This is a genomic window from Bradyrhizobium sp. INPA03-11B (assembly GCF_040446015.1).
GTDB classification, from domain to species: Bacteria; Pseudomonadota; Alphaproteobacteria; order Rhizobiales; family Xanthobacteraceae; genus Bradyrhizobium; species Bradyrhizobium macuxiense_A.
Map to the genome: position 1 here is coordinate 15,873 of NZ_JASGSR010000098.1, position 14,923 is coordinate 30,795.

Annotated in this window: 13 protein-coding genes; 6 read left to right on the forward strand and 7 right to left on the reverse strand. The window is 64.9% G+C overall.

The annotated features are described in order from the left end of the window. Positions 1–54: 54 nt before the first annotated feature. The 3 genes from QMZ05_RS30580 to QMZ05_RS30590 form a co-directional block, all read right to left on the reverse strand. Positions 55–1,362, reverse strand: coding sequence for an MFS transporter (locus QMZ05_RS30580; RefSeq protein WP_353704136.1), 1,308 nt, complete (start codon positions 1,360–1,362; stop codon positions 55–57). Between the two features lie 236 nt (positions 1,363–1,598). Then, positions 1,599–2,039, reverse strand: coding sequence for a MaoC family dehydratase (locus QMZ05_RS30585; RefSeq protein WP_353704137.1), 441 nt, complete (start codon positions 2,037–2,039; stop codon positions 1,599–1,601). 11 nt (positions 2,040–2,050) lie between these two features. Further along, the gene (locus QMZ05_RS30590; RefSeq protein WP_353704138.1) at positions 2,051–2,542 is read right to left on the reverse strand and encodes a MaoC family dehydratase; all 492 of its coding nucleotides are present in this window, start codon (positions 2,540–2,542) and stop codon (positions 2,051–2,053) included. A gap of 179 nt (positions 2,543–2,721) precedes the next feature. On the opposite strand from QMZ05_RS30590, the gene QMZ05_RS30595 reads away from it, so the two are divergent. The 3 genes from QMZ05_RS30595 (at position 2,722) to QMZ05_RS30605 (ending at position 5,654) form a co-directional block, all read left to right on the forward strand. Next, positions 2,722–3,492, forward strand: coding sequence for an IclR family transcriptional regulator C-terminal domain-containing protein (locus QMZ05_RS30595; RefSeq protein ID WP_050420144.1), 771 nt, complete (start codon positions 2,722–2,724; stop codon positions 3,490–3,492). 117 nt (positions 3,493–3,609) lie between these two features. Next, positions 3,610–4,947, forward strand: coding sequence for an amidohydrolase (locus QMZ05_RS30600; RefSeq protein WP_353704139.1), 1,338 nt, complete (start codon positions 3,610–3,612; stop codon positions 4,945–4,947). A gap of 80 nt (positions 4,948–5,027) precedes the next feature. Continuing rightward, entirely contained in the window at positions 5,028–5,654 is a 627-nt protein-coding gene (locus tag QMZ05_RS30605; RefSeq protein WP_353704140.1) for a pyridoxamine 5'-phosphate oxidase family protein, read from the forward strand. Positions 5,655–5,657: 3 nt separating this feature from the next. On the opposite strand, the gene QMZ05_RS30610 is transcribed toward QMZ05_RS30605, so the two are convergent. Further along, positions 5,658–6,083: a hypothetical protein gene (locus QMZ05_RS30610; protein WP_353704141.1), complete on the reverse strand. Its 426-nt coding sequence runs from the start codon at positions 6,081–6,083 to the stop codon at positions 5,658–5,660. A 276-nt stretch (positions 6,084–6,359) separates the two neighbouring features. Here QMZ05_RS30610 and QMZ05_RS30615 point away from each other — a divergent pair, with 276 nt between their 5' ends. After that, positions 6,360–7,532, forward strand: a complete 1,173-nt coding sequence (locus QMZ05_RS30615) for a M20 aminoacylase family protein (RefSeq protein WP_353704142.1) — start codon at positions 6,360–6,362, stop codon at positions 7,530–7,532. A gap of 189 nt (positions 7,533–7,721) precedes the next feature. On the opposite strand, the gene QMZ05_RS30620 is transcribed toward QMZ05_RS30615, so the two are convergent. Continuing rightward, entirely contained in the window at positions 7,722–8,903 is a 1,182-nt protein-coding gene (locus tag QMZ05_RS30620) for a cytochrome P450 (protein ID WP_353704143.1), read from the reverse strand. Positions 8,904–9,038: 135 nt separating this feature from the next. Here QMZ05_RS30620 and QMZ05_RS30625 point away from each other — a divergent pair, with 135 nt between their 5' ends. Further along, complete coding sequence (locus QMZ05_RS30625; protein WP_353704144.1) at positions 9,039–9,947, forward strand: LysR family transcriptional regulator; 909 nt, start codon at positions 9,039–9,041, stop codon at positions 9,945–9,947. 216 nt (positions 9,948–10,163) lie between these two features. On the opposite strand, the gene QMZ05_RS30630 is transcribed toward QMZ05_RS30625, so the two are convergent. After that, positions 10,164–11,786, reverse strand: coding sequence for an inorganic phosphate transporter (locus tag QMZ05_RS30630; RefSeq protein ID WP_353704145.1), 1,623 nt, complete (start codon positions 11,784–11,786; stop codon positions 10,164–10,166). 634 nt (positions 11,787–12,420) lie between these two features. Continuing rightward, positions 12,421–13,854, reverse strand: a complete 1,434-nt coding sequence (locus QMZ05_RS30635; protein WP_353704146.1) for a UdgX family uracil-DNA binding protein — start codon at positions 13,852–13,854, stop codon at positions 12,421–12,423. 257 nt (positions 13,855–14,111) lie between these two features. Here QMZ05_RS30635 and QMZ05_RS30640 point away from each other — a divergent pair, with 257 nt between their 5' ends. Beyond that, positions 14,112–14,906: a DNA repair protein gene (locus tag QMZ05_RS30640; RefSeq protein WP_353704147.1), complete on the forward strand. Its 795-nt coding sequence runs from the start codon at positions 14,112–14,114 to the stop codon at positions 14,904–14,906. Positions 14,907–14,923: the final 17 nt, after the last annotated feature.

Consider the following 14,923-nt stretch of genomic DNA (forward strand, 5'->3'; position numbering starts at 1 on the left):
ACGCAGCCGGTCGAGACAAGCCCGACCCATGGATGCCGGGCGTGCGCTGGATGATCAGGGACGGCTCGGTTCGGCCAGTGTGACCTGATGTCTCGCTCGGGGAACGCAGACGATCAGCGTCAGCATGCCGATCGCGAGCAGCGCGCCGACGAGGGCGAGCGGTGCGTAGATGCTCCCGGTCGCGACATTCATCCAGCCGATCAGGGCAGGGCACACTGCGCCGCCGAACGAGCCGATCGCGCTGATCAGCGCGATGCCGCCCGCCGCCGCGCTGCCCTCCAGCATCGCGTTGGGAATGGTCCAGAACAGCGACAGGATCGCGAAGATGCCGATCGATGCTATTGCCAGCAGCGTCACGGTCAGCAGGATGCTGCCTTGCGCGGCCTGTAAGGCGATGAAGCACGCCGCCGCGACGAGGCCGCAAGCGACCACGTGCCAGCGCCGCTCGCGGGTGCGATCGGAACTGTAGCCGATCGCGACCATGCCGATCGCCGAGGCGACCGAGATCGCGCCGCTCAGCCAGCCGATCTCGGTCGTGGTCGCAACGCCAACGCGCTTCAGCAGCGTCGGCGTCCACAGCAGGATGGTGTTGAGCGAGCAGAAGAACGCGAAATAGATGAAAGACAGCAGATAGACGCGCGGCTCGCGCAGCGCCGCCGCGAAGCTGCGGGTCGTGCCAGGGGTGGCGGCGCGGTCGCGGGCGAGATCGCTTGCCACCTGCCGTCGCTCGTCGGCACTGAGCCATTTTGCGGCCTGCGGTCCATCGGCGAGATAGCGATAGGCGGCGATGCCGAGCAGCACCGCGGGAACGCCTTCGAGGACGAACAGCCACTGCCAGCCATGCAGGCCGTGGATGCCCTGCATGTGGTCCATGATCAGGCCCGACAACGGGCCAGCGATGACGCCGCCGAGCGGCACTGCCATCACGAACAGGCTCGTCATGCGGCCGCGCACGCGGTCCGGAAACCACAGCGTCAGGTAATACAGGATTCCCGGGAAGAACCCGCCTTCGGCGGCGCCGAGCAGGAAGCGCAGCAGATAGAGGTGATACTGGTTCTGTACCAGCGCGAGCAGCACGGTGACGGCGCCCCACAGCACCATGATCCGCAGCAGCGTCTTGCGGACGCCAACCTTGACCAGCAGCAGATTGCTCGGCACTTCGAGCGCGACATAGCCGACCGAGAAGATGCCGGCAGCGAGTCCGAACACCGCGTCATCGATGTTCAGATCGTGCAGGAATTGCAGCTTGGCAAAGCCGATATTGAAGCGATCGATGATCGCCACCGTGTAGCACGCCAGCAGGAAAGGGATCAGGCGCCAGGCGATCCGTCCATAGAGCCGCGATTGGGCCGCATCCTGCATCGAAACCTCCAAGTATTTCTTTTGATTTGTTGAGTGGGGTGGCGCCGCGACGGCGCTACGCTCCCTCGCCCCGCTCTTGCGGGGAGAGGGTTGGGGTGAGGGGCTGCTTCCGCATAGACGGAGAGAGCTGGGTCCGCGGAGGCTCCCCCTGACCCGGAACGCATCTGGCGATGCATTCCGGCTTCTCCCCGCAGGCGGGGCGAGGCGAAGCTTGCTGCGCGATGTGATGCCCTTCGCTAGCTCGCCGGAAACTCCAGCATGGCTTCACCGGCGGCGACCGTTTCGCCGCGCTGGTTCTGCACGGCGACGTCGACCAGCACCCAGCGCGATTTCGCCGTGGTCTGCTTGGCCTTGATGGTGCCTGCGGGACGGATGGTGTCGCCGGGCTTCACCGGCTTCAGCCAGCGCGTCTCGAGCCTGCGATGGATCGCGCCCGCAGGAAGAGCCCAGTCGGTCAGCATGCGCGAGATCAGGCCGAAATTGTTCATGCCGTGCATGATGATGCCGCCGAAATTGGTCTTGCCAAAATCGCCCTTCATGTAGTCGTCGTCGAGATGCAGCGGGTTGTAGTCGAGCGAGGCATCGCAGAACAGGCGGATCGATTCGCGCGAGACCGCGAAGGCGGGACCGTCGATGGTGTCGCCGGCCTTGAGAGCATCGAAATTCGCTGAGGTCATCGTGATCCTCCTTACATCGGACGGATGGTCTGGCCGCGACCCGAGCATATCACGTCGCCATGCTGGTTGAAGAAGACGTTGTCGTGCACCACGAACAGCCGCTCGCGCTTGATGAACTTGTCGAGCGCGCGGGCCTGCAGGGTGATGGTGTCGCCGGGGCGGGCAGGGATGTTGTAGCTCCAGGACTGCCCGGCATTGACGGTGCCCGGCGAGCGCATCCAGTCGTCGGCCGGGGTGCAGGCGAACATCAGCAGGATATGGATCGCGGGCGGTGCGATCAGCCCGCCATAGGGCCCGGCCTTGGCGGCAGCTTCGTCCAGATAGAGCGGATTGGTCTCGCCGACCGCACGGCAGTACAGCGCGATCGCCTCCTGCGTCAGCGTGTAGGGCAGCGTTTTGCGCGGCTCGCCGGGGACGATGTCGTCCCACATCTTGCGCAGCTTCGCGTCCTTCCAGAAATCGGTCTCGAACGGGGTGGCCGCAGAACTTTCTGCTTGCGCCATCGTGTATCCTCCTGCTATTTAGTTCGCCAGGCGAACAGTTCATTCGCTCTATGAATTGACGCTAGCGCGGTCGGGTGCCCCTGACAAGCGGGCAGCGCCGCGTCATGTGCAGGCAGCCATGCAGCCTGCGATGTCATGAGCAGAACCAAAATCTCCCGCAGAGCCTTGAGCAAAACGCGATGAGCAAAGAGAGTGACGGCTTCGTGCGCGCGATCGCGCGTGGCTTCTCGATCATCGAGGCGCTCGGCAAGCCGCCGGGCCGGCACACGCTGGCGGAGGCCGCCGACACCGCCGGCCTCAACCGCGCCACCGCGCGCCGCATCCTCGCGACCCTGGTGGCGCTGAAATACTGCGCTTCCGATGGGCGCTATTTCAGCCTGCGGCCGCGCGCGCTCGGGCTCGGCCTGTCCTATCTCAACGCGCTGCCCTATTGGGGCCATGCGCAGCGTGCGCTGGAAAATCTGCGCAACGAGATCGGCGAGTCCTGCGCGATGGCGGTGCTCGACGAGGACGAGATCGTCTATGCGCTACGCCTGCCGGCGCGGCGGATTCTTTCCGCCAATCTCGGCGTCGGCAGTCGGCTGCCGGCGCATCTGGTGTCGCTCGGCCGCGTCATGCTCGCGGCGCTGCCGCCCGGCACCCGCGAGGCCTATCTTGCGACCGGCGGCTTCAAGCAGGTCACGCCGCGCACCGTGACCGATCCGGAACGGCTCGGTGAACTGCTGCTGCGGGTCGAGAGCGACGGCTATGCCTGGGTCGACGGTGAGCTCGATCCCGCGATCTGCGGCATCGCGGTGCCGCTGCGCGATCCCGCAGGCTCCGTGGTCGCGGCGCTCAGCGTCAACACGATCTCGGGCACGGTCAGCGAAGCCGGCGCGCGCAAGAAATTCCTGCTGCCGCTGCGCCGCACTGCGCAGGAGATCCGCAGCCAGATGCTGACGTCGGGCTAGCTCGCCAGGCCGTTGTTTCCGATCGCGTTGCCTGCTTAGATCAGGCCGCCGAGCCCCGCCTGTGATGGAGTGCGGCATTCGGAACGCCGTGTCACGATTTCAGCTGGAGCGATTGCCATGACCAAAATGGTTCTCACGCTGCTTGCGTCCGCCGCGCTCTGCGCGTCACTGCCGCACCGGGCGAATGCCGAGCTTGATGTCGCAAGGCTGAAGAGCGCCATTGAGAAGTCGGTCGAGGCCGACTATCCGAAACTCGACGCGCTCTACAAGGATATTCACGCCCATCCTGAAATGGCCTTTCAGGAGGAGAAGACCGCGGCCAAACTCGCTGCCGAAATGCGGGCGCTTGGCTTCGACGTGACGGAGCATGTCGGCAAGACCGGGCTGGTCGCGATCTACAGGAATGGCGAGGGCCCCACCATCATGGTGCGCACCGAGCTCGATGCGCTGCCGATGGAGGAAAAGACCGGGCTTCCCTATGCCAGCCACGACAAGACGACCTGGCAGGGACGCGAAACCTTCGTGGCCCACAGCTGCGGCCACGACGTCCACATGGCAAGCTGGGTGGGGACGGCCAAGACGCTGGTCGGCCTAAAAGACCAATGGCACGGCACGCTGATGTTCATCGCCCAGCCTGCCGAGGAAATCGTCTCGGGCGCCAAGGCCATGCTGGCGGATGGCCTGTTCACGCGGTTTCCAAAGCCGAATGTCGGTTTCGCCTTGCACGATGGCCCGTTCGCCTATGGAACGGTGCGCTATCGCGTCGGCATCGGCTCATCCGCCGCCGATGGCCTCTCCATCAAATTCCATGGCCGCGGCGGACACGGTGCGGTGCCGCAGGCGACGATTGACCCCGTGATGATGGCCGCGCGCTTTGTCGTCGATGTCCAGAGTGTGATCAGCCGCGAAAAGGACCCGACCGAATTTGGCGTCGTCAGCATCGGTGCAATTCACGGTGGCACCGCGTCGAACATCATTCCCGACGATGTGGTGCTATTCGGCACCATTCGCACCTTCAAGCCTGAGGTGCGCGCCAAGATGCTTGCCGGCATCGAGCGGACGGCAAAGGCAGTCGCCGCCATGTCGAATGCGCCGGAGCCGGAGATTTCGATCACCGAGGGGACCAAGGCCGTGATCAATGATCCCAACGTGGTCGGCACCGCGGAAAAGGTGTTGAAGGCGGCATTTGGCGACAAGTTCGAACCGTCACCGCCGGGCACGCCCAGCGAGGATTATTCGGAATTCGTCAGCGCCGGGGTGCCATCGATGTTCTTCAATATCGGCATCTATGAGCCGGAGCGCGTCGCCGCCGCCCGCGAAGGCCGCGGCCCACCATTGCCGTCCAACCACTCGCCGTTGTTCGCGCCGGTGCCGGAGCCGACGATCAAGACCGGTGTTGCGGCCATGACGCTTGCGGTGCTGAGCGCATTCGACCGGCAGGCCCCGGAGAAATAGCCGTCTGCGGCGGCCGGGTACGCGCAAGACACCGCGCCAGAACTCGCAGATCAATTGCTTACCTTGCTGGAGGAGTCCCCGTGGAAGACCCGATCCGCGCCCCTTTCTACCACGACGGAATGCGTGAGTTGCAGGACCGCTTCGACGGTCGTCGCGTCGCCGACGGCCTCGAGAAGCATCGCCTCCACTTCGAATTCTGGGAGCAGGATCGCAAGCTCATCGAAGAGACGCAGTTCTTTTTCGTCGCGACGAGCTATCAGGACAACGTCGATTGTTCGATGCGGTCCGGCGATCCCGGCTTCGTGAAGATCACCGGGCCCGATACGCTCGAGTACCCCGAGTATGACGGCAACAACATGTACCGCACGCTCGGCAATATTCACCGCAACCCGAATGTCGGCTTGCTGTTCGTCCGCCTCGACGGCAAGACGTTTCGCACGCGGATCCGAGGCAAGGCGACGATCGACGACAGCGCGGAAGCGCTTGCCCGGCATCATGGCGCGAAAGTCGTCGTCCGCGTCAAATGCGAAATCTTTCCGAATTGCCCGCGCTATATTCCGGACCTGATGGGCGCTTCAGCTGATGTGCCGGCGAATCCGTTCGTTCCCCGGCCCGGATACGAGCCGCCCGCGCCGGAATGGAAGAGCCGGGATTACCTCAAGGACGTGCTTTCGAAATACGATCCGCATCGGAAAGGCGAGGCATAGCGATCAAGGTAGCGGCGCCATGTAGGGAATGCTGGCGACCAGCGCGAACACCTGGACCGCGTTGCACAGCATGCCGCCCCAATGCAGCCGGCGCAGCCGCCGCACCGCGGTCGGATCGCCGGAGTCTCGCGCATCCGCGTCGGCATCGAGCCGGCGCAGAAACCAGCGGCGCGCCAGCACCGCGAATGCCGCGATCAGGGCGATGCCGAGCGCTGTAGCCGGCCGGCCAGCGGCGGCAAAGGCGAGCGTTCCGATCACGCCGGCTATCGCCAGCACCAGGAAGTAGGCGTTGAACATGCCGCGCAGCAGGCGCGTGACATGCGGGATGTCGAGCTTCACAAGCAGAAATGCCGGCGCCGCCAGCAGGAAGTAACCCATCGGCACCAGCAGGATGATGGTGGAAAGCAGGACCGCCTGATCCGGCGTCATGCAGCCGCCCCTCTTTGCAGGTGGGAGGATTTCGGTGCAGAAACTTCAGGTAGTATCCGCGCGCGCGTTTTCCGGCACTATTAGGCTTTGGTCGGGTGCGATCGTATCAGTCCTGGCCTTGGCCGGCTCGCGCAAAATCACGCTGTGTCCGGGGACCGTGTCGTATCCCGTTTGCGAATGCGGGCCCCAGCCGGCGGCATGTCACATCTGTTTGGGTGGACCGGCTCTTGCATGCTAGAGAGGCACTGAAGTTCAACCTTCGAGGCCAGAATTCTCATGCCCATCGTCAACCGCGTCGCCGATCTGCAACCCGATATCCAGGCCTGGCGCCGCGACATCCATGAAAATCCCGAGCTGCTCTACGATGTGCACCGCACTGCATCATTCGTGGCCGACCGTCTCAGGGAATTCGGTTGCGACGAGGTCGTGACCGGGCTCGGCAAGACCGGCGTGGTCGGGGTCATCAAGGGCAACAAGGGGCCGGCCAGGGGCGACGTCAAGGTGATCGGCCTGCGCGCCGACATGGACGCGCTGCCGATCCACGAAGAGACCAATTTGCCTTACGCCTCGAAGACGCCGGGCAAGATGCACGCCTGCGGCCATGACGGCCACACCGCGATGCTGCTCGGCGCCGCGCGCTATCTCGCCGAGACGCGCAATTTCGCCGGCGACGTGGCGGTGATCTTCCAGCCCGCCGAGGAGGGCGGGGCAGGAGCGGCCGCCATGATCAAGGACGGCCTGATGGATCGCTTCGGCATCGGGCAGGTCTACGGCATGCACAACGGTCCGGGGATTCCGATCGGCTCGTTCGCGATCCGTCCGGGCCCGATCATGGCGTCCACCGACGAGGTCAACATCAACATCGAAGGGCTCGGCGGCCACGCCGCGCGGCCGCACAAATGCATCGATTCGGTGATGGTGGGCGCGCAGCTCATCACCGCGCTGCAATCGATCGTGTCGCGCAGCGTCGATCCGCTGGATTCCGCCGTGATCTCGATCTGCGAATTCCACGCCGGCAACGCCCGCAACGTGATCCCGCAGACCGCGGTGTTGCGCGGCACGGTCCGCACCCTGACGCCGGAAGTCCGGCAATTGATCGAGAAGCGCATCGGCGAAGTGGTCAAGGGCGTGGCCCAGCTGACCGGCGCGCGGATCGATCTCGACTACAAGCGCGGCTATCCCGTCACCGTCAATCACCCCTCGCAAACCGAGTTCGCCACCCGGATCGCCAGGGAAGTGGCCGGCGACGGCAATGTGCACACGATGCCGCCGCTGATGGGCGGCGAGGATTTCTCCTACATGCTGGAAGCGCGGCCCGGTGCCTTCATCTTCTGCGGCAACGGCGACAGCGCGGGCCTGCACCACCCCGCCTACAATTTCAACGACGAGGCGATCGTGTACGGCACCTCGTATTTCGTGAAGATCGTGGAGGACGCGCTGGCGGCGTGATCGCTGCCAGCAGCGTCGCGCTTCCAACCGTCATTGCGAGGAGCGAAGCGACGAAGCAATCCATATCTCCGCTTGCGTGGCTATGGATTGCTTCGCGGAGCCTGTCATCGGGCGCGTTCGCGCGACCCGTTGGCTCGCAATGACGGGTTTCTTCCTCACTGCCAGCGGCGCCTTGGCAAGGTGCTCTCCTCACGCATCCCAGCGCACCGGTAGCGTCACCGGTCCGCGAAACACCCAGCCGCGGACGACGGGCGGCGCCTCCTCGCGGAGGCGCAGATGGTGCAGGCGCGCGAACAGCATCGGCACCACGATCTTGCCGACGGTGAGCCGCGACACCCAGGTGCCGGCGCAGAAATGCGGTCCGGCGCCGAACGCCAGATGCGATTGTTTCGGCCGCGTCACGTCGAAGCGATCGGGCTCGGCGAAGCGGTTGCCGTCGCGGTTCGCGGCACCGACGCAGAGGCCGATCTGAAGGCCCTCGGGCAGCGCCGTGCCGGACAGGTCGACATCGCGGGTGACGCGGCGCGGATACATGCCGATCGGCGAGATCCAGCGCACCGCTTCCTCGAGCGCGGCCGGCCATAGCTCCGGCTTGGCCAGCACACTGTCCTTTTGCGCCGGATTTTCCAATAGGCCGAGCACGAGCGTCAGGATCGCGTCGCGCGGCTCGTTCAACCCGCCGCCGATGATCACCTTGATGTTGGCGCGGATGGCCTCGATCGGCATCGGCGGATCGGCATTGATCATCGAGGACAGGATCGAAGGATTGGGGTGGCGATGGTGATCGTCGAGTACCGCGTCGATTGCGGCGTCGACATCGGCGCTCGCCTGCATCGCCTTGCGATCGACCTCGGCATCGGCGGCGTAGTTGCCGGCGCCGTCGATCAAGGCTTGCGACCACTCCGCCAGGGTCTGCCACGGCATCGCGCGAAAGCCGATCATCGCCATCAGGCTGAGGGAAGCCATCGGCGCGGCCAGCGCGGCGAACAGATCGGCTTCACCGGCTGCCGCCAGATCATCGATCAGCCGTTCCGCGATCGCGGTGAACTGCGGTGCCCAGTGCTCCTTGATCGTGGCCGGGCGGAACGAGGGCTCGATCGCCTTGCGGCCGATCGTATGCTCGGCGCCGTCCTTGCGCATGAAGGTCGGCCCCATCACCTTGTTGACCAGCGAGGCGGGATTGTCGGCCGAGTAGGTCGCGGGATCGCGCTCGATCCGCGTGATGTCGTCGAAGCGCGTCACCAGCGTCAGCTTCGCGGCCTCGACATGGACCGCCGGCGCCAGCTCGCGCAGGCGGCGGAAGATCGGATAGGGGTCGTCGAGCAGGTCCTGATAGGCGATGTCAGTGACGACGGGCACGCTGCTGGCCATTGGTCCTCCCGGAGCGCTTTTGCGAAGGCTAGTGCCGGACGGGTAATCGCTCAATTCGATAAGATTGATATAGCCCATCGAATTATTCCATGACCGTGTGGTAGGCTGGGCCGCCGGCAATACGGGAGGTGCAACGTGGCGGCCAATTCCTCGATCGATCCGATCGACATCGGGACCTTGCGGACGCTCGTGCTGGTCTACGATCTGCGCTCGTTCTCGGCAGCAGCCAAGCGCCTCGACGTCAACCAATCGACCATCAGCTATGCGGTCGAACGGCTGCGCGGCGCACTGCATGATCAGCTGTTCGTCCGCAACGGCAATGGCGTGACGGCGACCGAGCGCTGCGCGGCGCTGGTCGGCTGGGCGCGGGACATGATCGGCGAGATCGACGGGCTTGCCTCACCGGTCGAGTTCGATCCGGCAACAGTGCAGGGCAGCGTGACGATCTCCTGCAATTATCACGAGCGCCAGACCCTGATCCCGCAATTCAGCGCGCGGTTGCGTTCGGGCGCACCGCAGGTTCGTCTCGTCCTGCTCGATGCCGCCGGCCATGGCGACGTCCATCTCAAGCAGAACCAGTGCGACATCGTGCTCGGCCCGGTCGGGATCGTCGGCGAAAGTGTCTTCCGCCGCCATCTCCTCACCGACCACTATGTCTGCGTGATGGATCCGGCCAATCCGCTGGCGCGCGGCCGGATCGCGCTGTCGGCCTATGCCAAGGCCGCGCACGTCTTCATCACCCATAGCGGCGAGTGGCAGCCGCTTTATCTCGCGGCGCTCAAGGCGCGGAAGATCGAGATCGCGCCGATGGTCAGCCTGCCGAACCACGACAGCCTGGAGCGGATCATCACAGGCACAAGGCTGGTCGCGACCATCCCGCATCATCTGGCGCGGGCGATGCGAGGCGGGCTGCACGTCGCGTCGCTGCCGTTCCGTGTGGCGATCTCGATCGACATGTACTGGAGCGCCCGGACGGCCAAGTCAGGCCTGCACAAATGGGCGCGCGGCCTGCTGGCGGAGGTCGGCAAGGCTTACGCTGCCTGAGCGGTCCTTGTCACGCTGCTCGCCGGTTCGTCATTGCGAGCGAAGCGACTTGTCCGCCGAAGCCTTGGCGAAGGCGGAAGCAATCCATCTCAATACTTGCGGAGGCGTGGATTGCTTCGTCGCTTCGCTCCTCGCAATGACAGCAGAAAGCAGAAGGCCCGCACCTGAGGTGCGGGCCCTTCGTCCGGCGCGTTGCCGCGCCGAAAGCATGGGGCATCAGAACACGTGGTAGAACACGTAGTACAGGACGCCCGAGAGGATCATCGCGGCCGGCAGGGTCAGCACCCAGGCCATTGCGATGTTGCGGATCGTCGACCATTGCAGGCCGGAGCCGTTGGCCGCCATGGTGCCCGCGATGCCTGACGACAGCACGTGCGTGGTCGAGACCGGCAGGCCGTAGCCGTCGGCCGCCGCGATCGTCGCTGCCGCCGTGATCTCGGCGCAGGCGCCCTGTGCGTAGGTCAGGTGGGTCTTGCCGATCTTCTCGCCGACGGTGACGACGATGCGCTTCCAGCCGACCATGGTGCCGAGGCCGAGCGCGATAGCGACGGCGAACTTCACCCAGCTCGGGATGAACTTCGTCGCGGCATCGAGCGAGCCCTTGTACTCGGTCAGCGTGGCGACGTCGGCAGCGGAGAGCTCGGCTTCCTTGTCCTTCATCAGGAAGCGGATCGCTTCGGACGCCAGGTACATGTCGTTACGGGTGTTGCCGACCGCATCGGCCGGGAACTTGGCCAGCGATCCATACTGGGCAACCTGCTTGCCGATGTCGTTCACCAGCACCGCGAGCGAAGGAAAAGTGCCTTCGTTGATCTGGTGCTGCGCGACATAGTTGGTCACGGCCGGGCGCGGATTGCCCAGCACGTTGTAACCGGCGGCCTTGCCTTCGATGACCTTGCTGGCCGCGGTCGAGCGCGCGGCGAACTGCTCGATCTGGCTTGCTGGCAGCGCGCGGTTCAGCGCGTAGGCAGTCGGCACGGTGCCGATCAGGATCAGCATGATCAGGCCCATGCCCTTCTGGCCGTCATTCGAACCGTGGAAGAAGCTGACCAGCGTGCAGGTCAGGATCAGGATGCCGCGGATCCACCACGGCGGCGGCTGATCGCCGACCGGTTCGCCGAACAGCGCGGGCGTCGCGCGCTGCAGGACGATCTTGAGGACGTAGAGCAGACCAGCGGCGAGCGCGAAGCCGAACAGCGGCGACAGCAGCAGCGCCTTGGCGATGTTGGTCGCCTGCGACCAATCCACGCCCGAGGTGCCGTCACGGCCGCGCAGCAGCGCGTTGGTGATGCCGACGCCCATGATCGAGCCGATCAGGGTGTGCGAGCTCGAGGCCGGCAGGCCGAGCCACCAGGTGCCGAGATTCCAGATGATGGCGGCGATCAGCAGCGCGAACACCATCGCAAAGCCGGCGCTGGAGCCGACCTGCAGGATCAGTTCGACCGGAAGCAGCGACACAATGCCGAACGCGACGGCGCCGCTCGAGAGCAGCACGCCGAACAGGTTGAACATGCCCGACCAGACCACGGCGACATGCGCCGGCAGCGAGCGGGTGTAGATCACGGTGGCGACCGCGTTGGCGGTGTCATGGAAGCCGTTGACGAATTCGAAGCCGAGCGCGATCAGCAGCGCAACGAACAGCATGATGTAGGGCAGGAACGACGTGACGCGCGTGCCGGTGGCGTCGACGTCGGCATAGATGCTGTAGGCAACGAACAGCAGCGCGGCCGCGACCACGCCCAAATAAATGATCCCCGTCATGGGGTGGAAGCCCTTGTCGAGGTCCGGACCCTTTTTCAAGGCGGGCTCGATCGAGCCGGGTAACGCCATATCGCTCATGGTAAAACTCCTGTCCCAATGCCTCCGATTTTGATCGATGCATATGACAAGCAATTGAAATCCGCCCCGCGAAATGAGGCGCCCGGCCATGACGGTGGACATCGCGCCGAATTGTTGCGCAACGCATTGAAGGCCCATGCGCCTTCGCGGCCTCGTGGCAATCTTCAGCAACAAAAGGTCAGCAATGACGACGGAGATGCCTCGCGTTCATTTCGCAGGACAAGACTTTGTGCCGTGAGGTCACACTGAGTGCAGCGAGGTCACACCTGCCGCATGCAGCTGAGGTCACAGCGGCCGCGAGACCACGACGGCAGAGCTGGGACAGGATTTCTGTCAACCGGAAATCCGGCGGCGCCGCGAGTGAGGGGCGTTGCAGGTGAGGAAGGTGCAGTGAGAGAGATGCGGGTGCGGGGAGGAATGAGAAGGCAGGATGAGCGGGCGCGCCGCACGATCGGGGCTAGCAAACCGCGCAGCGCGCCCGCCTCAGGGTACGTCATGGCGTGAACATGACGCCCGATACCTGCGGAACACGTCACAGTACCACGGATCAATTCAAGGTTGTAGGTATTTGTCAGCGTTGAGAACAATTTCACGTTGACGTGTGGTTAGTTCGGTTCCGCTGGTTTTGTGGAACTCAAGCCGCGTGATCGGACCGGCGGAGCTGTCCTGCGGCGATTTTCAGGTCGTCGATAAAGCGCTGATATTCCAGCGTCTTGGCTTTCTCGTCGGGCAGCCGCAACAGATAGGACGGGTGCACGGTGACAAGCACCTTGGTTCCGTCGTGATCGATCAGGCGGCCGCGGTTCTTGTTGATCGGAGTGATCTTGCCAAGCACGCTCTGCGCTGCGGTGGCGCCGAGCGCCACCACGAGCTCCGGCTTGATGGCGGCGAGCTCGCGTTCGTACCACTGCCGGCAGGCGCGGATTTCCGGTGTGCTCGGCTTCTGGTGCAGCCGGACCTTGCCACGCGGCACGAATTTGAAGTGCTTCACCGCGTTGGTGATGTAGACCGTGGCGCGATCGATGCCGGCGTCCTCAAGCGCGCGATCGAGCATCTGCCCGGCCGGTCCGACGAAGGGATGGCCGGCGAGATCCTCCTTGTCGCCGGGCTGCTCGCCGACCAGCATCAGCGTCGCGCTTTGCGGTCCCTCGCCGAACACGGTCTGGGTTGCGTCCTGCCATAGCGGGCAGGCGCGGCAATTGGCGGCCTCGTCGCGCAGGGCAGCGATGGTGTCGCGCGCCTGTGCATCCTGAGTTTGCTTGCGGGCCATCGGCGGATCCTGCGGCTTCCGCGGCTCCGCCGCCTTGCGGGCGATGAAGGGGCCGCTGGTCATGCGCATGGCGTCTTCGATCAGCGGCTTAATGATCGAGTCCTCGGGCAGGTTCCTCCAATAGGCCTGCGGCATCTCCATCACTTTCAGCCGCGCGGGATTGAAGAGGCCGTTGTCATGACGCCGCCAGGCCTCCTCGAGCCGGTCCTCGGACGGCACCTCGGATTTGGCGACGCCCGGCGTGATCGAGATCGCGTGCCCGTCCCAATGTGCTGACACGTCGGGAGTGAGGATCGACCACGGCATGTCGGCGAAGCGGCCGGCGAAGAAAGGTGCGGCGAGCTCGACGATGCGATGCTCCGGCTCGAACCAGGCGACGTAATGCGCCGTCCGCTCGCGGCCGATTTCGCGGAAGCGGAGATGCGCGTGCATCCTGTCGATGTCGCAATAGACCGCGCGCGCCATGGCGTGGACCTCGGCGACATCAGGATCGTCAGTCGCGCTGAGCAGGTCGTGATGGCTGCGCAGCCGCCACAGCAGGCGATAGAGCAGGGAGAAGCGCTCGTCATTGCGATGCAGGATCGCGGCCTTTGCGAGCTCGACGAATTTGGCCGGGACGTTGAACTGCGCCTGCGGCACGTCAGGCAATTCATTCATGCAGGATGCGGACGACAATTCGTCATCGCGGCGGATGGTCCAGGTGACCTCCGCGGGCTTCACGTCGTTCAACGCCAATCGCCGCGCGGCCCTGCGCCAGCCTTCGAAATCGGTGTCGTTGTCGAGCACAATGATACGCATGCGATTGCTCCGTTTCCGTCACGCCGCCATTTTCGGGGCCGGCGCGCCTGACTTGCGGAAGATCACGGCCCATCCGGTTCGGCTGCGTCTGAATCCCATTGATTCCACTCATGAATCACTGAGCTCACTAATCCGATTGACTCCGCGGGCCCTGTTAGCTTTATATTAGAACATACCATGAACAAATGAGCCAGTCTCTGGTTCTCTGTTCTGGTCAGTGACGGCCTCAAATTTTGGTTGAGAAGGAGCGGCGCATCATGAACGGCGCACGCACGGGTACGCTTGCGTCTCTGCGCGGCAGCATCGCGCGTATCGAGGCGCCATCGGATGCGGCGATGCCGGACCGCATCGCGCTCGGTCATGCCGGCGCGGACGCGATGTTGCGCGGCGGACTTGCGCCGGCCGCGCTGCACGAGGTGTTCGCGGCCGGCCATCAGGGCGGCGCTGCGACCGGGTTCATCGCGGGGCTCGCCGGACTGATATCGGCGCGCAAGCCGCTGGTCTGGGTGCGGCAGGATTTTTCCGATCGCGAGAACGGCGCGCTGTCGATGCGCGGGCTCGCCGAGCTCGGCCTCGATCCGCGCCTCCTGGTCACGGTGCGTGCCGCCGATGTCGACAGCGGCCTGCGCACCGCGGCCGACGCGCTTGCCTGCGATGCGCTCGGCGCCGTCGTGCTCGAAATCTGGGGCCAGGCGCGCCAGCTCGATCTCGTCGCCAGCCGCAAATTGACCCTGGCCGCACAAGCCTCCGGCGTCACCGCGCTGATGCTGCGGATCGCGGCAACGCCAATTCCCTCGACCGCGGAAACGCGCTGGATCGTGCGCGCGGCGCATTCGCCGCCTGGCAATGCCGCGAGCCCTTGGGGCGCGCCGCGCGTCGAGGCCGAACTCGTGCGCAATCGTCATGGCCCGGTCGGGCGATGGATCATGGAATGGAAATGTGATGAGTGCCAATTCAGTGAACCGTCGGCGTATCCTCAGCCTGTGGCTGCCACGCCTGCCCATCGACCGCATCAAGCGCAAGCTCGCGCAGGACACCGCCTCGCAAGCTGATGGGCACAGCGCTGTGC